Genomic DNA, 21,770 nt, shown 5'->3' with positions numbered 1-21,770 from the left:
AAACGCCGTCTATCATCCTATCCGGAGTGCGCTTTCCAAAATTGGCTCTTTGCAAATGAGATATCGTGGTATCCGTAAGGCGTGGGTTGTCCATCGTCTTTCCTTGAAACCATCTCCTTACCCGTGACCGAACCTTTTCAAACAGATCCCGGTCGAACGCGAGTCCGATAATTCGAGAATAATCGCCGAAGTTGCTTTTTCGCTACTGGACCACTGCGCTGACTTTATGCATCAATTGCAACCATTGTGATGGGGTGCGTTCATGCAAGACGATAATGCAAGTTTAGTAGAAAACTCCGAGCAATCGATCTTCCAAAGCAATCTCTCGGTAGAGGCGAAAATCGAACGAGCACGAACCGAGCTACTCGATCTGTCAGCCCGGAATAGATTGCTGAACGTTCCTCGTTTTTCCAAAAGCGCCAAAACCATCGACATCGTAGACGAGAAGTCGGCTGAGATATTCCGGCTGCTGGTCACGGAAGGAAGGGCCATGACCTTCTTGGCTGGAGCTAAGGGAAGGGATCCTAAGGATGGTGGCGAGGAAACCGAGGACCTGATAGAACTGGCGCTCCCGGATGACGACGATCGCGACGAAAGCGGCCGCCTCGTGCGGCACGGGGACACCAAGCTGCAGACGAAGCTGACGCCCAACGCTCTTCAGAAACGACTGCTCGATCTGTACTTCGATGCCCGGACTCTCGAAGAGGAGCAGGGCGTCAACATTCTCTTCCTGGGCCTGGGAACCCTGAAGTGGATCGATCCCCAGAACGCAGAGAACGTTCGGTACGCGCCACTCGTACTGGTTCCCGTCTCGCTTACGCGCGGCAGCGCTGCGGAGCGATTCAAACTCAGGGCCCGCCCCGAGGATTTCGCATCCAACTTGTCTCTCGAGGCATTTCTTGATCGAGTCCACAAAATCCGGATGCCAGACTTCGAAGCCACTGACGAATTCTCATTCGAGACCTACGCGACCCAGGTGGCGGCGGCGATTTCCATCAAGCCCGACTGGTCCGTCCAGCCCGATGACATCGTTCTCGGCTTCTTCAGCTTCGCAAAATTTCTGATGTATCGTGATCTCGACCCGACATTGTGGCCAGCGGATGGAAAATTCACCGAGCGCCCTCTAATCACGGGGCTGGTGTCGAACGGCTTTGAACGCGGCGACGCTCTGCTTGATGAGGACGCCAAGATTGATGCCCACATCTCCCCACAAGAGATGACCCACATCGTCGACGCCGATAGCTCGCAGACGGCGGCGATCCATGAGGCTCGCCGCGGACGCGACCTCGTCATTCAGGGACCACCCGGTACTGGGAAGTCTCAGACGATCGCGAACATCATTGCCGCGGCCGTTGCGGACCGGAAGACCGTTCTCTTCGTTGCCGAGAAGATGGCCGCTCTCGAGGTGGTCAAGCGGCGCCTCGACCAGGCAAACGTTGGCGATGCCTGCCTCGAACTTCACTCGAACAAGGCAAACAAGCGCGCGCTGCTGGCGGAGCTGCAACACGTATGGGAGCTCGGCGCTCCGAAAGGCGAGGCCGCCGAAGCCCTCGACCGTCGTCTCCTGGAGGCGAGAGACAGCTTGAACGCCCATCCGGACCGGATGCATCGAATCTATCGTCCATACGATCTCTCGCCCTACCAGGTGATCGGTCACCTGACGCGTCTTCGCAGGACGGGGCTGCCGCCATCGGATATCGAACTTCCTGCGGCTACTGACTGGAGTCCGGACGTAAAGGAGCGGATCGTCGCCATCCTTTCGGAACTGGGACAGCGAATTGACGATATCGGCCTTCCATCGAAACACGCGTGGTATGGCGTCGGTCTCACGGGAATTACTCCGCTTGATTTGGAGAGACTGACGGCGCGCTTGACCGATGTCTCCAGCGGTCTGGCCAGCCTCATGGACTCGATGAAGGATGTGACGGACGCTCTCCAACGCGAGCCTGGCGATTCTATCTCCTCCTTCGGCGAAGTTCGGGTTCTCGCAGAGCGCCTCGCGACATGTCCGGCTGACATATCTTCGGAAGCTCTGGCTAATGCGGCGTGGGAGACGTCCGCGCGGGACATCGCCAGCGTCATCCGTGACGGTGCCGAATTCTTTCGCTCTTCCGAGCAGATGCACGCTCACTTTAGCGATGCCGCGTGGGAAACGGAGACGCCACCACTCGTGGCCACGTTCCGTCGCCTGCCTTCCTCGTTCTCCCAATCAGGCCACCAGACGATTGAGCAGCTAGATGCCTTGCTGCCGAGGTTCCTGAATGCTGCGGCATCGCTCAAGCAGATGCTGGGCGTAAACGCTTCTGCGACCCTCGGATCAATAGGCAGGCTGGTGACCATCGGTGAGAGAGTGGCCGCTGCACCAGATGCAAGCCCAGACGCGTTCGTCGCGGCAATCTGGGAACGTGGCCTCGATCAAGCGAGCGATCTCGCCGAGGCCGTTTCGATCTATCGCCAGGTGAAGGCGGAACTGACAGGGAAGGTCGGCGACCAGGCCTGGGATATGGATCTGACGGCGGCGCGGACGGCAGTGGCCGTACACGGCCAGCGCGCCCTCAAATTCTTGAGCGGCGATTGGCGCAGGTCGAAGGCGCTCCTCCGCACCGTCATGTCAGAAACCAATCCTGGCGAGATGGTTCGCCTGCTTGATCTCCTGCAAAAGGGTAAAGCGGCTAAAGCGGCAATCAAGGACGGCGATAGCCTGGGCCGCGGCGCGTTTGGCGCCGACTGGCGAGGAGAGAAGTCGGATCCTCAGCCGCTTGAAAACCTGGTGCTGTGGATGCGCAGCCTTCGTGGGGTAGGGTCCGAGGCGAGGCAAATCGCCAGCCGGCTGACCGACAAGGCATCGGTAGCGACTCGGTGCGAGCAAGTGAGAACACTGCTCGAGGATGCGCGGAAGCTGATGTTCTCTCTTTGGAATGACCTTGGCGACGGCACGGCACCGTTTTTCCAAGCGGCCGCCGGACCGGACGAGGCGGTGTTGACGCAGGCTTCGGCAGTTCTCGCGGAAATCGCGAACGCTGATCGAGCAGTTGCGGCGTTGATGAAGACTGCTCCGGAAAACAATGCAGCTCGGATAGCGGCGCTTGAGTTGCTTGCCGCCGCTCAGACGCGTAGGCGATCAGTCGATGCGTCTGGAGACCTCGGGCGCTCCGCTTTTGGTGGCCTTTGGAATGGCGCGGGTTCGGACTGGATGAAGCTTGCGGCGGTTTTCGATTGGCTGTCGCGGAATGGCGACATCCGGTTGCTTGCTTCCAGGGTCACCGACAGATCCAATATCGCGGCCAAAGCGCTGGCGGCGGCGTCGGGGGGCCAGCGCTTTGTCACCGAATTCGAGGACATACTTAAATTCCTGCAGGCGGATGCTTCTGCGCTCTTCGGCACAAGCGACGTTGCTCAAGCTTCACTCACGTTGATCGGTGAAAAGCTTGTCCGTTGGATCGCAAGCGATGAACAACTCTCGAAATATGCTGCCTACAACGGACGTGCCAACGACGCAGCAAGTCTCGGCGTCGCCCAAGTGGTAGCTCGTCTCCAGGATGGCAGGGTGCCAACATCTGACGTCATTCCATATTTCGAAATGGCGTTCTACGAGGCAATTCTGCGCCATCAGCACGCTCAGGATCCGGATCTTGCTAGGTTCGATGGCGAAGTTCATAGCAGACTGGTTGGCGAGTTCGCCTCCCTCGATAGGAACCGCATGCGTCTTTCCCGGCTTGAAGTCGTGAAAGCCCACCATCGGAACCTTCCGACGGTTAGCGGCCTCGGTCCTGTCGGGATCCTGCGCGGCGAGATGGCGCGGCGCCGCAATCACATGCCGATCCGACAACTCATGCAGAAAGCTTCCCTGGCCATTCAAGCGCTGAAGCCAGTTTTCATGATGAGCCCGCTGTCGATCGCCCAATTCCTGCCACCCGGCGTCTTGGAGTTCGACATGCTCGTCATGGACGAAGCCAGTCAGATTCAGCCCGTCGACGCACTGGGAGCTATCGCCCGCGCGAAGCAAGTGGTGGTCGTGGGAGACGAAAGACAGCTCCCTCCCACCAAGTTCTTCTCGAAGATGACGTCCGGGGGAACGGATGACGACGATGATCAGGGAGGCGCACAAGTCTCCGATATCGAGAGCATCCTCGGTCTCTTCTCCGCGCGCGGACTGCCTGAGAAGATGCTCCGCTGGCACTATCGCAGTCGCCACCAGTCGCTGATCGCGGTCTCGAACACGCAGTTCTACGACAGCAAGCTGTTCATCGTGCCGAGCCCGTACACCCAGGAAGCAGGGATGGGACTGCGGTTCAATCACATTCCAGGCGGAACGTTTGAGGACGGAGTGAATAAAGTAGAGGCCAAGGCCGTTGCGGAAGCTGTCATTCGGCATGCGCTCAACTCCCCCGATCTTTCCCTTGGTGTCGCAGCGTTCTCGATCAAGCAGCGACGCGAGATCCAGGATCAGTTGGAGCTTTTGCGGCGGTTGAACCCGCAGACCGAAGAGTTCTTCCACTCGCATCCACACGAGCCGTTCTTCATCAAGAACCTGGAAAACGTCCAAGGGGACGAGCGCGATGTCATTCTGATCTCGGTTGCATACGCCAAGGGGCCGAGCGGAGCGCCTATGAGCATGCGTTTCGGACCGCTGGGTGCCGAAGGCGGGGAGCGCCGCCTGAACGTCCTGATCAGCCGCGCAAAACGTCGCTGCGAAGTCTACGCCTCGATCACGGACGACGACATAGATCTGGAGCGCGGCAAGGGGAAGGGCATCTTCGCATTCAAGCTGTTCCTACACTATGCGCGGACCGGGCGTCTGTCGATGAACCAGCGCACCGATCGTCAGATGGACAGCGTCTTCGAAGAACAGGTCATGGCAGCCCTTCAGGAGCGCGGGTATCAGGTCCATCCGCAGGTGGGGATCGCAGGATTCTTCATTGATCTCGCCGTTGCCGACGAAGCGTTCCCCGGTCGCTATCTCCTGGGTGTCGAGTGCGATGGTGCTTCATACCACGACTCCCGCTCCGCCCGTGACCGTGATCGGCTGCGCCAGGCCGTTCTCGAAGATCACGGGTGGAACATCCACCGTATCTGGAGCACCGATTGGTTCCAGCGTCCGAAGGCCGAACTCGACCGTCTCATAACGGCAATCGAACAGGCGAAGGCCAACGCCTTGTCGGGCGACCATGTTGCACAAGCGGCGGCGAGGGCGGTTCCCGTCGAAGTCGTCACGATCGAGCGAGCGGACGTCACGGAGATCGGCCTCCAGCAAGTCGCGTTCGAGAGCACTACACCTGTTTACGAGGAGGCGTCGCTCATTCCGAACCGCGCGGCGGAGCTTCACGAAGCGCCGATCAGCCAGCTTGTCGGTTTAATCAAGCAGACGGTGGAGACCGAGGGGCCGATCCACCGAGATGAGGTGATTACACGAATCCGGACAGCGTGGGGGCTGCAGCGGGCAGGGAACCGCATCGACGCTCACGTGGGCAATGCCATCGCCATCGCGGTCAGCGGGACGCATGTGCTTCGGTCGGGCGACTTCCTGCTATGGCCGGGTGCAGAGGTACGCCTTCGCGATCGCAGCGCTGTGGTCTCGCCAAGCCTGCGCCGAATCGAGATGATCCCGCCAATGGAAATAGATCAGGGGCTGAGGTCTCTTGTCGCGACTAGCTTGGGGGCAACCGAGAACGAAGCTGTCAACGCTGTCGCGCGCGGACTCGGGTTCAAATCCACGAGCAGCCAGTTGCGTGACGTGATCGTGGCTCGAATCGAAGCGTTGAAGTCCGAGGGAGAGCTGCTGGTCCGAGACGGTATGCTGGTCTCCGGAAACGCCTCGGTGCCCGCCCAGTGAACAGGTGATCTGGGCTTGGGGCCTGAATGCCGGGAGCTTACTGCACGGGTCCGTGCGGCGGTCATTATTGCATGAGCGTTAGTCGGAAGAAGAGCTACTTGCGGAAGTGAAGCGAGGGTCTGGGTACCGCATTGTGCCGGGCCTCAAATGTTCCGAATTGGCTGCTGGGAGGGGTAATGATTGAGGAGGTTTGCATAGCCAAGGTCGCGACGTACGACTCTGGTCAGCGATTGCATGCACTTAAAGCGATCAACTTCATTTTTGGAACGAACGGCTCTGGCAAAACTACTATTTCACGTGTGCTTGCCGACACCGCTTCCTATCCAACGTGCAGCACCATCTGGGATCGCGGCAGAAGTGTCGAGACCCTCGTCTACAACAGTGATTTCGTCGAACGGAACTTCACCGAGCGCTTGCGCGGCATCTTCACGCTTGGCGAGTTGGAAGCAGGAAAGCTGCAACAGATCGAGGAAGCGCGTCAAAAGGTTTCCGGCTACTTGGAACAAATCGACAAGCTGAAGCTCACTCTTGGTACAGCGAGCGATGGAACCGGAAAGCTGGGGGATCTCAAGCGCCTTCGCGCAGCCTTCGAGGAGCGTTGTTGGCAGATCAAGTCTGAGCACGATGGAGAATTCAAGCGCGCGTTCGAAGGTGTGAGAAACGCGAAGGAGAAGTTCTGCGACCGAGTGCTTGGCGAAGCAGCGACCAACGCCTCCAACCTCCGCGCCCTGGACGACTTGCGCAGCAAAGCCTCATCCATTTTCGCGGATGGAGCCGCCAGAATCGCACCGCTCGCCAGTTTCGACAGTGGCAGGCTCATCTCCTTCGAAAGCGACCCAATCTTGGAGAAGAGGGTTGTCGGCAAGGAAGATATAGAACTCGCGCCACTTATCCGCCGTCTGGGAAACAGCGACTGGGTACGGGCGGGGCTTCATTTCGTTGAGGGAGCGGAGACGCCCTGTCCGTTCTGCCAGAAGACGATGGAAGCCGAGCTCCTTCAGAAGCTGAACGATCTCTTCGACGAGACTTACATTGCCGATATAGAGTCCATCGACAGCCTTCGCGACACCTATGCGACGCGGGCTCAGGCGATCCTTGAAACGTCGGAGGCAGCACTGAATTCCGGATCCTTCATTGACGTGGACGCGCTTCGGCCCCTCGTCGACCGGCTAAGGGCAATCATTGGCCTCAACCAAACTCACCTCGAACGGAAGCGAAGAGAGCCAAGTTCACGTGTGAAGTTGGAGCCCGCCGGGGAAGCTGCCCGTGCGGTAGCAGAGATCATCGGGCAAGCCAACGCCGAAATATCCCGGCACAACAGCCTGGTCGAGAATCTCATTGCCGAACGCGCCACCCTGAGCTCTGAAATATGGCGCTATATCTGTAATGCTAACAAATCGGCGATTGATGAATTCGTTTCCAACAAAGCCAACTTGGACAAGGCGATCGAAGGCATATCGAATGGATTGAAGACTAAGGCTACGGATTTAGCTTTGGCAGAAAAAGCGCTGGCCGACCTCGAAGCGAGCGTAACGAGCGTCCAACCCACTGTGATCGAAATCAACGGGATCCTTGCGTCATTCGGCTTCACAAGCTTCCGACTTGCTACCGCCGGAGAAAGGAACGAATCCTATGCGATCGTCAGAGACGACGGATCGAATGCTCGGAGCACGTTGAGCGAGGGAGAGCGAAGCTTCATCTCGTTTCTATATTTCTACCATCTGATACGCGGAAACATGACCGCTACTGGAGTCAGCGGCGACCGGATAGTGGTATTTGATGATCCGGTTTCCAGTCTCGACAGTGACGTCCTATTTATCGTCAGTGCGCTCATAAAGCGGGTGCTGGCCGAGGCGTGTTCCGGAACAGGCAGGATCAAGCAGGTATTTGTCCTGACCCACAACATCTACTTCCATAAGGAGGTCACTTTCGACCCCGATCGGAAGGCTGAAAAGCGTTCGCACGAGACGTTCTGGATTGTCCGGAAAACAGAAGATGGAAGTGCTATCCTTGGATATCCTAACAATCCTATTCGCACATCGTACGAATTGCTTTGGGAAGAGGTTCGGAATCCCAATCGTCCAGCTCTCACGATACAGAACGTGCTGCGTCGGATCCTGGAACACTACTTCACAATCTTGGGCAACATGGATAAGGACTCGATCATTGCCAAATTCGATGGCCGCGATCAGCAGATCTGCGCATCGCTGTTCTCCTGGATCAACGACGGGTCGCACAATTTCAGCGACGAGCTTTATGTCAGCCTCGACGAGACAACCGTCGATAAATACCTCTCAGTCTTCAGGCGGATTTTCTACGCGACTGGGCATGGCGCGCACTACGAGATGATGCTCGGGCCTGTGCCTGCAACCGAGAACGAAATACCCGCTGAAACGGTTGCGATTGCGACGGAAATGCTGGAGGCGTCTGGCGTGCTGCCGGTTGCACATGGGGATCCACCTTGAGATCGGTCCTCGGCATCGACGCCGCATGGACAGCGCGGGAACCGAGCGGCGTTTCGCTCATACACGAAGTCGGGGACGGCTGGCAGGTGGTGGAGGTCGCTTCCCCATATGCCGCGTTCCTGCGGGAGGGAAGAGACGCCGATCCCATCGTTCGTCATCGTGGATCCGCGCCGGACGCGGCATCATTGATCGCTGCCGCGAACGAGAAACTCGGCGGAAGAATTGACCTTGTCGCCGTGGACATACCTCTGTCTCTTACCCCGACCGTCGAGCGAAGAGCGTCGGACAAGATGATCTCGTCGGTGTATGGCGCGCGACATGCAAACAGCCATAGTCCAAGTGCAACGCGTCCGGGCATCGACGCCACCGTCTGTCTTTGCGTGTCGGATCATTTGCCTCTGTCAGAGCCCGCTCTAGCCGCTAGGGCAGTGTTGCTTGAGATCGTTGCCAACATGACCGCGAGCAAGCATGTGGGAATCCTTGCGGTCTAAGGCTCTTCGTGAGAACCGCCTTTGGCAGTGACGGCAGAGTGGGATCAAATCAAGAGGCTTTTGCAAGCAAGATTGAACAAACTGTCGAACGTCAAAATCTCGCAATTCACCTCAGAGTGCAGCCGTCTGGCTTGGAGTGGATCGACCTGCGGCTTGTTTCCGATAATCCCGATCAGACGCGGGCGATATGACTCGATGCCGTATCTCTGTTTGACCCTCTCTCGGCACCGCGGATCTTCAAAATACGCGCTGTATTCCCGCAACTGGGCACAAAGATCGGCGACGTCGTGCGTGAAGCGCATGCGGTCTTGCCCGCCCGCGTACAGCTCTACCTGAGGAAGTTTGATGTCGATGATATCCCAGAAGTCGCCTGTGGCGGGCAGTGCCATGAAATCTGGCCTCAGATTTGAAGCGTTATCCCGTTCGAGCACCACCTGCGCCGAGATTTGCCTATATCCAAGAAACTTGAGGAACTTGTCGTTTCGCTCAAAGAATTTCTGAAAGTGACGTTCCTGTACGTTCGGATCGGAGATCATGTTACTGAACTGCTGCAGTTCGGGCTGGAACAGCTTCTGGGTCTGCGTGGCCGCGATAGACGGCTTGAACGGCAATGCTCCCAAATTTGTATCAACATTGAAGATAGCATTGCTATGGAACGCCGATACATCCGCGGAGCCGTTGTTGAAAAAGAGACCCAATTGCACCGTAGAAGACTGCCTTCCCAACTCGGTGAACAGGCGTTTTAAATACCGAGGCCCGACGATTGCAGGACTTGCGATGTTATCGAAGACGTATTTGGGATTTTGCGCCGTCGTAGCAAAGTGCATTCGAAACTGATCGAAATTGCCAAAAATGTCTTTGATGGCAGGATCTTGGCTCGCGTAGAACCATTCCTCTTCTGTCGGCGGTGCCCGGCCTGCCATCTCTACAATTTTTTGGACTTCATCCTGCAGATTATAAAGCAGGATTTCATCTTCGGTGCGGAGGTGTGCCATTGAAACCTGGGTAAAACTCCAACTGCGGGCATTCTTGATAACCGCGACCTCTCCAAGGCGCCGCGGCCAGTTCTCGATGATTTCCTTCTGACTTTCATCGGCGACAACCAAGGCCCCTGCGTCCTTCCAGTGCTCTACAAACTCCCACACATCGGACGTCACATCATCCAGATCCTGGAGATCCAGTATCGGTCGATATTGTTTATTGAGGGGCTCGAAGGATTGTATGAGCTGTTCAACAATCCCGTCCATCAGCATGCCCGACGGCTTATGAACCTTGAAGATCGCGTATTTGTCTTCAACTGCGATTGAAATATTGTCGTCAACCATAACTGCCCGATGCGCCAAAAATGAACTGCACGGAACTTGGCATGCAATCCTCGCGAGAGCGTTAAGAGGAGAGGTTGATTTTTTGCTTCGGCAGAGAAGACACTGAAATCGCGTCGAACACCCCCACTCTTCACCATCTTCACCGTCGCTTTCACAGGATGCCCGGGCACACCCTCCACCCCGTAGTGGAGGCCTGCCTCCGCAATCGAATGCGGTCGGATAGGCACTCGTCTCGCAGGCTAGAAGCCTCGCGGCGAAGCTTCTTCGAGGCAAGAAGCGCTGGCAATTCCTTTGCGCTCGCGAGCTTTTTCAAGTGAAGTTCCAGCTTCGACTGAAAGCCTGCAGACGCCGCTGCGCTTCGTTTGCGAGCCGCTGCCTTGACCGCGCGGTTGTGACTTTCCATCAGAACGTGGAAGGGCGTCAACTTCGCCGCGCGAAGTCGCTTCCGGATCGCGGAAGGAATGAATCCTTGCTATCCCGGTCGATGGCACGACGCGGTTTGCGCCGGTGACGCAAGCCAAGGATACTTCTTATTGCGGCGCTCGTTGCGCGAGGAGGCCCTGCGTTGAGGAAGATGTTCGAAGAACTGTTAGATATGGCTGTCTGCCAGTTCGAGCACGAGAAGATATCGCACTTGGCTGAAGACTGCCCAGCGCGACATGAGTATGGCGGATCAGGTGGGCATAGATCTGATGAGAGCGAAGAAGCTTTAGCGGCATGGCTCCCACTACACTTCCCTCACACTTGGCCGAGCTGAGAGAAACGACATACCGTTGCCTGGCGTGGTCGCCGTGGTTAAATGCGCAGTGACAACATATGCAACCACGAGTCGGCAAAGTGCCCCCTTTCAAGTATCGCAGCCGCATCAGGGAATTCAACGAGGCGTTCACCAGACAAGTCGCTGCCGAGCTACAGAAGCGGCGCGATGAACTCATCTCGCCCAGGAATGCCCAGAAATTTTCGCATGGCCGAATGTGGAAGACAAAGCCGACTGAGCACGGCGATGAGGCGGGTGAGATGCAGGCGCATTCCTTCGAACTCCTGTCGCGCTTCGATGATGTAGTCAACCACAACCTTGCAAAGTTCGTGGAGGCGAGAACAAGAATGGTCGAGGGGCTGATGGCGCAATTCCAGGCCTCGCTCTATCAAACTATCAGCCAGTCCACCGAGAAGTCGGGAAACACAGTCGTCATGGGTCCGGACAGGTCTCCGGCCGAGGCTTTCCTAGCCGCCTTGGAGATGATCGAATTTGGAATAGATGAGAACGGAGAAGTTAGTCTTCCTCAATTTCACATGGGTCGGGAAGGCTTTGAAAAGATCATGGCCGATCTCGAGGCGCAGGGGCCGGAGTTCACCGAGCGAGTCGACAAGGTGAACGCCGAGAAGTCCGAACGCGCTAGGGAGCGAGAAAAGGAGCGACTTGCAAAATTCCCTCCGGCCTGGGAAGGAGATTCTCATTGAGAGTGCTGATCGCCATCGGTTGCGACTCCTACAACAATCCACCCCTCCAGCCACTTTCCGGAGCGGAAAACGACGCCGCTACAATCTTCGGACACCTCGTCACGGACGAATGGGGTGAATACGACAAGGCGCAGTCGAAGCTGCTGCTGTCGCCAACCATGGCGACACTTCGATCCACTATCGAAGACGCACTCTTCTCCAACCAGCCGATCGAAGAACTGACGCTCTTCTTTGCCGGACACGGCGGCGTGAAGGACAACACCTATTTTCTCTGCCTGAAGGATACAGACATCGGCAGGATGTCGCTGAACGCCCTGTCAATGACGCAGTTGTTCGCGTGGATAACCGAGGCGAAAATCCATCACTCCAATCTGATCGTCGACGCCTGCCACGCAGGCGGTGTCGTCCATGACATAGGTGTCCTCCTGAACCCGCACGTGATTGGCAAGGCCGGATCCCTGGCCATTTCGATCCTGGCCGCAGCGGGTTCCGACGAGTATGCGGGAGAGTCGGGCGGAGCGGGGCATTGCACGAGCGCGCTCATGGCGTGCCTGAAGGGAGAGACGCTGGTGCAGACGACGCGCCCATCTCTCGAGCTTGTCGAGGTGGGGCAAGTCGTTTCGAGGACAATGCAGGCGGCGGATCAGTCACCGGTCTGCTGGGGAATCAATCTTTTCGGCATTTCTCAACTCGCGAAGAACCCGCGCTTCTCCGGCGGCAGCGCACACATCAGCGAGACGTTCCCTGATTTGGCGTCGGACGGCGCAGGAAACGAGCATATCCGGGCGGCGGCGGATGCAATCTGGGAGCAGTACCTGTCGCTCACGAGGGATTTCGACCCCGAGCGATTTCTGGATGTCGTCCAGCCAGTCTGCAAGGGGCTGGAAGCAGAACCCGCAGTCGCGGCTGCGTTCGTTTTGGGTCTCTCTGCAACCTTTGGCGCTCGCATCGCGGAAACGGGCGATCGGTTTGACGTGGCTCGACTTCAGTCGGCGTGTGCGGTCGCGCTACTGCCGATGTCGGCGTCCAGCATGGATTGCGCCAATACCATCGTACAACTGTCCAACGAGGTTGTAGAGTCGATCGGCGAAGGGGCGGACCAGCTCTTGGCCGAGTTCAACGAGAGCACTTATGCGCTGCTCTCCAAGGACGGCGGCATTGCCGACTTCTACTTCCTCCCGATGCGCCTGATGAGCATCCTGGGCTGGCTCGGCGCCGCTGTCCACATTCAGACCATCTCCGGTGCAAACGAGGCAACGATCGCTCCGAAGGCCGCCGATCTCGTGCGCCTGATAATGACGCACTACAGCAATTCGATTGTTCCTGTATCCGACGAGATGGCTCCGTTCTACGTGTCGTTCGCCGCGGCAGCGGACGCCTTGGGTTGCCGGGAAGAGTTGGAAGCGATTTCTGGCCTTCTGATCAGGGTTCTACATCAGCGCGACGGTCGAATTGCTGATCCGCTGCTAAACGGTGAGGATGCGCTGCGATTTCTTACTGCTGTGACTGAGGACCGCTACGATGAATTCCGAGGCATACTGGCGAACCCGACGACGCTGTTGCCCGCTTTGCTTTTGGTTATGGATAAGTGCGGGCTGTCTGATATCGCCGACGGCGCGATGAGGGGATTCGATCACATCAACATCAACATCTTCATCCCAGACGATTTCACCGCATTCGGAGCGACTCTCATCGAGGAGGGAACGAACTTCTCGCTGAATATCGGGCACACAGTCTTCCGCGTCGGCGAATTCGTAGCTGAATGGTCGAAGATCGAAGTGGGTCTTAATGCCGACGCAACACTAGCCTCTCCACCGATCCGAATTGCCAGTATTCTCGCTTCCCTGCTACGACCGGATCGGGTCGCTTGGTTCCTTATTGCCGGATCCCGATCGACAGAATCGGCCAGTAGCCAAGAAACAGTTCAGGCTTGATCCGACCGAAACTGGGGGAAAACAATATGCTTCCTTGCGACGCAGTCCATGCCTACCTACCTTCTCCTTGAGGGCTCCAGCCCCATGACCAAACGCTCGAATCGAAGGTGACTACGATGACGGAAAGAGATAGCAGTGAGGGAAGCAGAAGCGTGACGCCCCGCACGACCACCCCGGCACAGCCGGAAAGGTCGCCGGGAGAGACGTCGGCGAACCCTCTGACCACTGGCGAAGGCGACCGCCCGCCAGCGCCAAGACGCTAACCGCCGAAACGTCGAGAAAGAGGGAAGACAGATGTCCGGAAACGGAAACGACTACAGCCAGAAGAGTGCAACACCCAGAACCACCCAAGTTCAACCGCAGACGACAGGTGGACATGGGGGGCAGCAGGGCTCCGTGCAGCCTGCGACGACTGGTTCGGGCGACAGGCCACCACCGCCGCGGCGATAATCACTTTCGCCAGCCGATATCGATCTGCTTGATTTCTGACCGCGGAATGTAGGTGATGATGCTGTCGCCGGCCGGTGTCACCTGTTCGCAGTCGCGACTCTCACCTTCGCTGGGATGGATCGCGGTCACATAGAGCGCGATCCCGTCGTCGTTCAGGATGACTGGCCTCGTGGGGATCCCCGCCTGTTCGGGCAGCTTCAACCAGCTTTCGAGAATCTTGCCACTGGTCAGATGCACTTGAATGAAGCTCCATCTCGCATCCGCCGATAAGATGGATCTGAAAGCCGATGTCTCGTGATCATCGTGGTAGATCTTCATGTGTGACATTGCGGCCTTCACACATTTCTCAAGATACTTGCGCCACAAGAGTGCGGAGCCGACCGATCCGATGATCGCGAGCACGCTGATAGTGGCGACACTCTTGTAGTCGGTGTCTACCACCGCTGTCGGTGCCCAATACCCCAGTTTCATCACCAAGCGCGCGACCACGTACGAGAACACCCGTCCGAGCGTCCCGAAGACCAAGACTTGCAAAAGGAAGTCCTCTGTCTTGTGCTCGAGCTTCTTGGTGGCCGTCGTGAGTTTGTAGCCAAGGTACCCTGCCACCAGGACGATCTGGATTTCAAATGGCAGCTTGAGAAGTTCGTTCATTTGATCCCTTAGGCTACGAATTGAGGGATTGCTGGCAGGGGCGTAGCTGCCACCTTCGCGTTGCGCTCGCCCGCCGATCGAGCGGCCTTCCGGACAATGGCGAGTTTCTCGTCATCCTGATCGAGGACACGGAGAATATCAGCGTCCGATGCACTTTCGATAGCCGCTACAACTTCAAGCCGGGCTTCGACCAGCGCGCAATACTCCCCGCGGGTAAGGTTTCCTCCGGCCTCCTGCGCGAGATCGACCACTGTGCCAGGCACGCCGTAGGTCAACCGCACCGCGAGTTTCTGAACACGCTCCGACAGGTCGAGTTGGGGATGAAGAATCTCGGCCACCCTTGCGGCAACACCGATCAAATCGGCAGCACGTGACGACACGCTACGGATCGGACCAGCCGACCCGCCGAACGCACCACCATGCTGGCCCATCGTGACCTCGATGTCGCTCATTGCCTGACCCGAAACGAAGAGAAGCGTCGCCATCGCCTTCTTGGCTCGCAGTGTCGCACTGTGCTGGTCGACGGGCTCGGTATTGAGATTGCCGATGACGTCCCAGTGGATGCCCTGCTGCCCCAGAAGCGAAGGCCAGGTGTGCGGTTCCTTATGAATGCTTCTTCTGTTGATCGGAAAATTGACCTCATCCAGCTCAACGGTGTTCTGCACCACGGTGAGAAGTACGGGATCGGTGATTTGCGATGGAGGGAGGCTGGCAAGCGCGCCCACAAGCCGCACAACCGATGCAACCTCGGTAGCGCTTTCTCCAGCAAGTCGTCCCAGAGGAGCGAGCGCGTAGAGATCGGCGGCTCTCTTCTCGATCAGCCGATGACGTTCGAGGTTTTCAAGCGCGCGCATCAGATCGTCATGCGACCAACGCCATCCGTCCTGCTTCCGTCCGGCCAGAAACGCGCCGAAGCTGCTCTCGAGGAACGATACTATGTCTTCGCTCGATACGCCTGACGCTGCGGAACGAGGGAGTGCGACAAGGACGCGAACAATGAGAGACCTCGGATCCGTCCCGTTGGAGATGAAACGCGAGGTCAAGTCTTCGGGTTTCCCCACGACGTAACGGCGCCAGAGGTAATCCTCCTCTCGTGGGTTGATTGCCATCAGGTAGGATGTACCCATGTCAGCATAACCCAAGCGGCCCGCGCGGCCGACCAGGTTCTTGTACTCGGCAACAGTGTAGGGCACGGGAACTGGCCCCGGATGCTCCAGCCCAGCAATGATCACGCTATTGGCGGGTGTGTTCACGCCCATGGCAAGCGTGGTCGTTGCGGAAATGACCTGAAGGCCAGATCCCTCCCGTCGGAATTCCTCTTCAATGACCTGGCGCTCGGCAGGCTGAAGGTCGGCATTGTGGAAGGCAACGCCATGCTGGAGATCAGCAATCAGATCTATATGCGCCTGCGATGGGTCGAGCCGCGGCATGCGTCTTACCGCCTCGTCTGCCGCCGGTAGCCTGAGCTGCGCTGCCAGGTAGTTGCCGACGTTGCGGGACTCGCTCTTCGTTTCACGGAAGACGATGACATGCTCGCCCGCTGCCGTCAGTTTTCTGAGAAGCGGGATGATCCAGTCCTGAGCCGTTTCCTTCATTCCCATCCGGACGACTGCGCCGTGCTCGATCTTTTCGGCACCGTCGGCAGGATCAATATACCGGAAGGACCCATCGTATCTCAGAACGCCCTCGCGCAAAGGGACAGGGCGTTCGATCCGACGAAGCAGCCTGCCACCGAGCCACGTCTCCAAGCCGCCGGTATCGCCAATCACGGCAGAGAGGGCGATGATCTGCGGTTCGATGCCTTCGCGTCTGCGCATCCTGATCAGGGTGAGGATGAACTCGAGATTGGCGCCACGCGACTGGTCGGCAATCATCTGGACTTCGTCGACGACGATTGTGCCCGCCTGCGCCAGGATATGAGGATAGGCCAGCGCCAAGGCCGCGAACTTCTCGTAGGTGAGCAGCGCGATGTCATACTTGCCGCGGATGAGAGGCGACACATCGTCCGTTTCGCCGGTAGCCTCCAGGACCCGAAGGCCGAACCCGCCATAGACCTTTTCGAAATGACGGCGCTTGTCAGCTACGAGCGCCTTCAGCGGGAGAAGGAAGATGGCTCGCTTCCGATTCACGACCTGACGGAGCGCAGCCAACTCGCCAACCATCGTCTTGCCGGACGAGGTGGGAGCGGAGACGAGGAGATGCTTCCCATCGAGGATCCCGTACTCATTGATCGCTTCCACCTGGAGATCGTTCAGGGACGGGATCGCTTGTCCCCATGCAGTGACGATCTCGGCGGAGAAGCCATGATCAGCGAGGCTGCCGATATCCGAGGTGACGGCTGCGGGGCGAGCAGATGGGAAGGCAGCCTGGAAGCGCGCGCCCGGGGCGAAGACGGGCCAGCTAATGCCGCCGTCGATCTGGCCACGCATTGCCGGGTTCTGGCTCTTTCCAATCCCTTGGGCTGCAGCCTTCACCCTTGCGGTTACGTAGTCCAGCATCTTGAAGACGGAAAGCCTTCCTCCCTCGACGATTTCTGCCGGTCCGCGTAGCGCCTCAAGAAGGTAGTAGGTAAGGAGCCCGTGGCCGTGGCTGGAGAACTCCCAGGCCTCTTCCGATGCCGCAGATGCGGTGAAGATCAAGCGGCCATTGCCAGCCAGCTTCTGAAGCCGAACTTCAGTCGAGGCCAAGCTGCGGGGAATAGCCGGTACCTGAAGAACCTTAGCACCGAGGCCGCCCGAGAAGCAGCAATCAAGAAACAAGATTACGCGGCGTGCCGGTATCTTCGAGAACCATTCCTGGAGCCGGTCAAGCGGCAGGGACGTGGCCTCGATGTTATTGAAGCCGGTATCATGGACTATCAGTTCGTGCGTCTCCGAACCGTGGCCGGAGAAGGCGATGACGACGGTATCATCGGCGCCGCACTGTGACAGCTTTTCGAGTTCAGCCTCGATCTCGGACAGGATGGCGTCCTGATCAGTCAGGAGAACGGTCGGGCCGCCGAGGGTATCGGCGAAGAGTGCTTCGAGCGCGGTCGCATCGCGGGCGGCGCACGACAAGTCACGGATATCGGGCGACTGGTAGCGGTCGATGCCAACAAACAACCCCCTGAAAGCCATCGCATTCACCCTTTGTTCCTTAAGGCCTTTTCCGGGCACTTTTCAGCGCCCGGAAAAGGTCGAATGTGGTGTTGGCCAGTTTTAGCTTCCAAAATGGCCAGTTCTAACGGCTTTTGGCCAATATTTGGTTCGGTTTCTCACATCATTCTAGGCGATCAGCCGAATACTCAGCTGCAGCCGCTCGTCGCGCCGCAAGTGTCGCACTTCTCGCAAGTTCCATTCCGGACCATCGTGAAGTTCTGGCACTCGGTGCACATGTTGCCGGTATAGCCCTGCATGATGGAGCGGGCGCGTCGTTCTGATTCCAGCTTCTTGGCTTCCGTCTTGGCATTGGCAGCTTCGCTTGCCGCGTTGTCGCTGAAGAGGCCTGTCGCGGATTCGGAGATAACTTCCTCTGCGATCTCTTCGGCCAGTTCCTTCGCACGTTCCTCATAATCGCGCTTGAAGGCGACGACTTCGGAGGTCGCGACGGAGCTTGCCGGTTCCAGCTTGCGAACCGTGTTGCCGGCAAAGGCGGTAACGGTCGAGAGTGAGGCGGCGCGGGCAGGGGCAGCCGTTGCCGAACCCTTGGCGTCTGCCGAACGCTCGCCCGATGTCTGGACCAGCGTCGGCTTGTAGCCGCGGGTCAGGCCCTTGGAGACGACGTCGGCCTTGCCTTCGGAAACACCGCGGCCGAGCGCCGTGTTGTTGAAGTCCGAGGTGTCGACATGGGCAAGATCGTGGCGGCCGAGATAGGAGATCGCCAGCTCACGGAACACGTAGTCGAGGATCGATGTCGCGTTCTTGATTGCGTCATTGCCAGTGACGATGCCGGCCGGCTCGAACTTGGTGAAGGTGAAGGCATCGACATATTCTTCTAGCGGCACGCCATACTGCAGGCCGAGCGAGACGGAGATCGCGAAGTTGTTGATGAAGGCACGCAGAGCCGAGCCTTCCTTGTTCATATCAAGGAAGATTTCGCCGAGACGGCCGTCGTCATATTCGCCGGTGCGCAGGAAGATCGTGTGTCCGCCGATCTTGGCCTTCTGGGTGTAACCCTTGCGGCGGCTCGGCAGTTTTTCCTGCGTGCGGATGACCTTCTCGATGACGCGCTCGACGATCTTTTCCGTGATGGTGACGGCCTGTGCGGCTGCCGGAGCCTGCAGGAATTCCTCCAGCGCATCCTCGTCGCTGTCATCTTCGATCAGCGAGGCGTTCAGCGGCTGGCTGAGCTTGGAGCCGTCGCGATAGAGCGCGTTGGCCTTCAGGCCGAGCTTCCAGGACAGCATGTAGGCGTTCTTGCAATCCTCGACGGTTGCTTCGTTGGCCATGTTGATCGTCTTGGAGATGGCGCCCGAGATGAACGGCTGCGCTGCCGCCATCATGCGGATGTGGCTTTCGACCGAGAGATAGCGCTTGCCGATCTTGCCGCAGGGGTTGGCGCAATCGAAGACAGCCAGATGTTCGTTCTTCAGGAACGGCGCGCCTTCCAGCGTCATCGCACCGCAGACATGGATGTTGGCGGCTTCGATGTCCTTCTTGGAGAAGCCGAGATGGTCGAGCAGGTTGAAGCTCATGTCGGCCATCTGCTCGTCGGAAACCTTCAGCGTGCCCTTCAGGAAGTCGGCGCCGAGCGTCCATTGGTTGAAGACGAACTTGATATCGAAGGCGCTCTTGAGAGCGGCGTTGACGGCATCGACCTTCTCAGCGGTAAAGCCCTTGGCCTTCAGCGTCGATGGGTTGATGGCCGGAGCCTGGTTCAGGTTGCCGTGGCCGACAGCATAGGCCTCGATCTCGGCGATCTGGCTTTCGGAATAGCCGAGCGTCCGCAGCGCTTCCGGAACGGCGCGGTTGATGATCTTGAAGTAGCCGCCGCCGGCGAGCTTCTTGAACTTCACCAGGGCGAAGTCCGGCTCGATGCCGGTCGTGTCGCAATCCATGACGAGACCGATCGTGCCGGTCGGCGCGATCACCGTTGCCTGGGCGTTGCGGTAGCCGTGCTTTTCGCCGAGTTCCAGCGCCTTGTCCCAGGCAGCCTTGGCATGGGCGACGAGATCCTGGTCCGGATTGTCGGAGTGGATCAGCGCCACCGGATTGACCGACAGGTTCTCATAGCCCGAGGTCTCGCCATAGGCGGCGCGGCGATGGTTGCGGATGACGCGCAGCATGTTTTCGCGGTTCGGTTTGAACATCGGGAAGGTTCCGAGTTCGGAGGCCATTTCGGCCGAGGTCGCATAGGCGACACCGGTCATGATCGCGGTCAGCGAGCCGGCAATAGCGCGGGCTTCGTCCGAGTCATAGGGAATGCCCGACGACATCAGCAGGCCGCCGATATTGGCGTAGCCGAGGCCGAGCGTGCGGTATTCATAGGAGAGTTCAGCGATACGGCGCGAGGGGAACTGCGCCATCATCACGGAAACTTCGAGAACGACGGTCCAGAGGCGAACGGCGTGTTCGTAATCGGCAATGTTGATGCGCTTCGTCGCGGCGTCCTTGAAGGTCATCAGGTTCAGCGAAGCGAGGTTGCAGGCCGTGTCGTCGAGGAACATGTATTCCGAGCACGGGTTGGACGCGCGGATCGGGCCGGCAGCCGGGCTGGTGTGCCAGTCGTTCATCGTCGTGTTGAAGTGCAGGCCCGGATCGGCCGATGCCCAGGCGGCGTAGGAGATGGATTCCCAGAGGTCGCGGGCCTTCAGCGTCTTGACGACCTTGCCGTCTTTGCGGGCGGTCAGGTTCCAGTCGCCATCATTCTCGACGGCGCGCAGGAAGTCATCCTTGATCGAAACCGAGTTGTTGGAGTTCTGCCCGGATACCGTCAGATAGGCTTCCGAATCCCAGTCCGTGTCGTAGGTCTTGAATTCGAGATCCGTATAGCCCTGGCGGGCGAACTGGATAACGCGCTGGACGTAGTTTTCCGGAACCTGATCCTTCTTGGCAGCGCGGATCTCGCGCTTCAGGGCAGGGTTCTTGGCCGGGTCGAAGCAATCGTCATTGTCGCCTTCGCAATTGACCGTCGCCTTCATGATCGCCTTCAGGTGCTTGGCGACGATCTTGGAGCCGGTGACGAGGGCGGCAACCTTCTGCTCTTCCTTGACCTTCCAGTTGATGTATTCCTCGATATCCGGATGGTCGATGTCGACGACCACCATCTTGGCGGCGCGGCGGGTCGTGCCGCCCGACTTGATGGCGCCGGCAGCGCGGTCGCCGATCTTCAGGAAGCTCATCAGGCCCGAGGAGCGGCCGCCGCCGGAGAGCTTTTCGCCCTCAGCACGCAGCATCGAGAAGTTGGAGCCAGTGCCCGAACCGTATTTGAATAGGCGCGCTTCGCGAACCCAAAGGTCCATGATGCCGCCCTCATTGACGAGATCGTCTTCGACGGACTGGATGAAGCAGGCATGCGGCTGCGGATGCTCATAGGCCGACTTGGACTTGGTGAGCTTGCCGGTGAAGGGGTCGACATAATAGTGGCCCTGGCCGGGGCCATCGATGCCATAGGCCCAGTGCATGCCGGTGTTGAACCACTGCGGCGAGTTCGGTGCGACGCGCTGCGTGGCGAGCATATAGGCGAGCTCGTCCTGGAACGCAGAGGCGTCTTCCTCCGACGAGAAGTAGCCGCCCTTCCAGCCCCAATAGGTCCAGGTGCCGGCGAGGCGATCGAAAACCTGGCGCGCATCGGTTTCCGAGCCGTTCTGCTGATCCTTGGGCAGATCCTTCATGGCGGCATCGTCAGGCACGGAACGCCACAGGAAGGAAGGAACGTCGTTTTCCTCGACCTTCTTCAACTTGGCGGGCACGCCGGCCTTGCGGAAATACTTCTGCGCGAGAATGTCGGCGGCGACCTGCGAGAACTGCGCGGGTACATCGATGTTTTCTAGGCGGAACACGATCGAACCGTCAGGATTCTTGATCTCGCTCGTCGCCTTGCGGAATTCGATGTCCGCATAGGGTGACTGGCCGGCCTTCGTAAAACGACGTTCGATGCGCATGGTCCCAATCCTTCATTCGTTGGTGTGCGCCTGCATGAAAACAGGGCGCAAAAATTCTCATTCCAGCATCGCGAATTCA

Annotated in this window: 8 protein-coding genes and 1 pseudogene; 5 read left to right on the top strand and 4 right to left on the bottom strand. The window is 58.4% G+C overall.

Annotation, left to right across the window (positions count from 1 at the left end):
* Positions 1 to 262: 262 nt before the first annotated feature.
* The 3 genes and pseudogenes from FHT85_RS24335 to FHT85_RS30605 form a co-directional block, all read left to right on the top strand.
* A complete protein-coding gene (locus tag FHT85_RS24335; RefSeq protein ID WP_112412067.1) occupies positions 263 to 5,833 on the top strand; it encodes a DUF3320 domain-containing protein in 5,571 nt (1,856 codons plus the stop codon).
* A gap of 176 nt (positions 5,834 to 6,009) precedes the next feature.
* Positions 6,010 to 8,298, top strand: coding sequence for an AAA family ATPase (locus FHT85_RS24330; RefSeq protein WP_112412068.1), 2,289 nt, complete (start codon positions 6,010 to 6,012; stop codon positions 8,296 to 8,298).
* A 344-nt stretch (positions 8,299 to 8,642) separates the two neighbouring features.
* Positions 8,643 to 8,789: pseudogene (locus tag FHT85_RS30605) on the top strand (LysR family transcriptional regulator); the annotation flags it as partial.
* 44 nt (positions 8,790 to 8,833) lie between these two features.
* On the opposite strand, the gene FHT85_RS24325 reads toward FHT85_RS30605, so the two are convergent.
* Positions 8,834 to 10,114, bottom strand: coding sequence for a Shedu anti-phage system protein SduA domain-containing protein (locus tag FHT85_RS24325; RefSeq protein WP_112412069.1), 1,281 nt, complete (start codon positions 10,112 to 10,114; stop codon positions 8,834 to 8,836).
* 972 nt (positions 10,115 to 11,086) lie between these two features.
* On the opposite strand from FHT85_RS24325, the gene FHT85_RS24320 reads away from it, so the two are divergent.
* Complete coding sequence (locus FHT85_RS24320; protein ID WP_162709735.1) at positions 11,087 to 11,575, top strand: hypothetical protein; 489 nt, start codon at positions 11,087 to 11,089, stop codon at positions 11,573 to 11,575.
* Positions 11,572 to 13,509, top strand: a complete 1,938-nt coding sequence (locus FHT85_RS24315; protein WP_162709737.1) for a caspase family protein — start codon at positions 11,572 to 11,574, stop codon at positions 13,507 to 13,509. The genes FHT85_RS24320 and FHT85_RS24315 overlap by 4 nt, the downstream gene beginning before the upstream one ends.
* A 450-nt stretch (positions 13,510 to 13,959) precedes the next feature.
* On the opposite strand, the gene FHT85_RS24310 is transcribed toward FHT85_RS24315, so the two are convergent.
* From FHT85_RS24310 to FHT85_RS24300, 3 genes are all read right to left on the bottom strand, one after another.
* Positions 13,960 to 14,610 (bottom strand): hypothetical protein, encoded by a 651-nt coding sequence (locus FHT85_RS24310; protein WP_112412073.1) that lies wholly within the window; start codon positions 14,608 to 14,610, stop codon positions 13,960 to 13,962.
* 8 nt (positions 14,611 to 14,618) lie between these two features.
* Positions 14,619 to 17,726 (bottom strand): DEAD/DEAH box helicase, encoded by a 3,108-nt coding sequence (locus FHT85_RS24305; RefSeq protein ID WP_112412074.1) that lies wholly within the window; start codon positions 17,724 to 17,726, stop codon positions 14,619 to 14,621.
* 167 nt (positions 17,727 to 17,893) lie between these two features.
* Positions 17,894 to 21,691: a vitamin B12-dependent ribonucleotide reductase gene (locus tag FHT85_RS24300; RefSeq protein ID WP_112412075.1), complete on the bottom strand. Its 3,798-nt coding sequence runs from the start codon at positions 21,689 to 21,691 to the stop codon at positions 17,894 to 17,896.
* Positions 21,692 to 21,770 lie beyond the last annotated feature (79 nt).

The sequence above is a fragment of the Rhizobium sp. BK312 genome (assembly GCF_014193605.1).
Lineage (GTDB): Bacteria > Pseudomonadota > Alphaproteobacteria > Rhizobiales > Rhizobiaceae > Rhizobium.
The sequence above is the reverse complement of the archived record's forward strand: the minus strand, read 5'-3'. Positions and strand labels throughout refer to the sequence as shown.

Coding starts and splice junctions, on each gene's coding strand:
- FHT85_RS24335 (WP_112412067.1), top strand. CDS start 263: ATGCAAGACGATAATGCAAGTTTAGTAGAAAACTCCGAGCAATCGATC.
- FHT85_RS24330 (WP_112412068.1), top strand. CDS start 6,010: ATGATTGAGGAGGTTTGCATAGCCAAGGTCGCGACGTACGACTCTGGT.
- FHT85_RS24325 (WP_112412069.1), bottom strand. CDS start 10,114: ATGGTTGACGACAATATTTCAATCGCAGTTGAAGACAAATACGCGATC.
- FHT85_RS24320 (WP_162709735.1), top strand. CDS start 11,087: ATGTGGAAGACAAAGCCGACTGAGCACGGCGATGAGGCGGGTGAGATG.
- FHT85_RS24310 (WP_112412073.1), bottom strand. CDS start 14,610: ATGAACGAACTTCTCAAGCTGCCATTTGAAATCCAGATCGTCCTGGTG.
- FHT85_RS24305 (WP_112412074.1), bottom strand. CDS start 17,726: ATGGCTTTCAGGGGGTTGTTTGTTGGCATCGACCGCTACCAGTCGCCC.
- FHT85_RS24300 (WP_112412075.1), bottom strand. CDS start 21,691: ATGCGCATCGAACGTCGTTTTACGAAGGCCGGCCAGTCACCCTATGCG.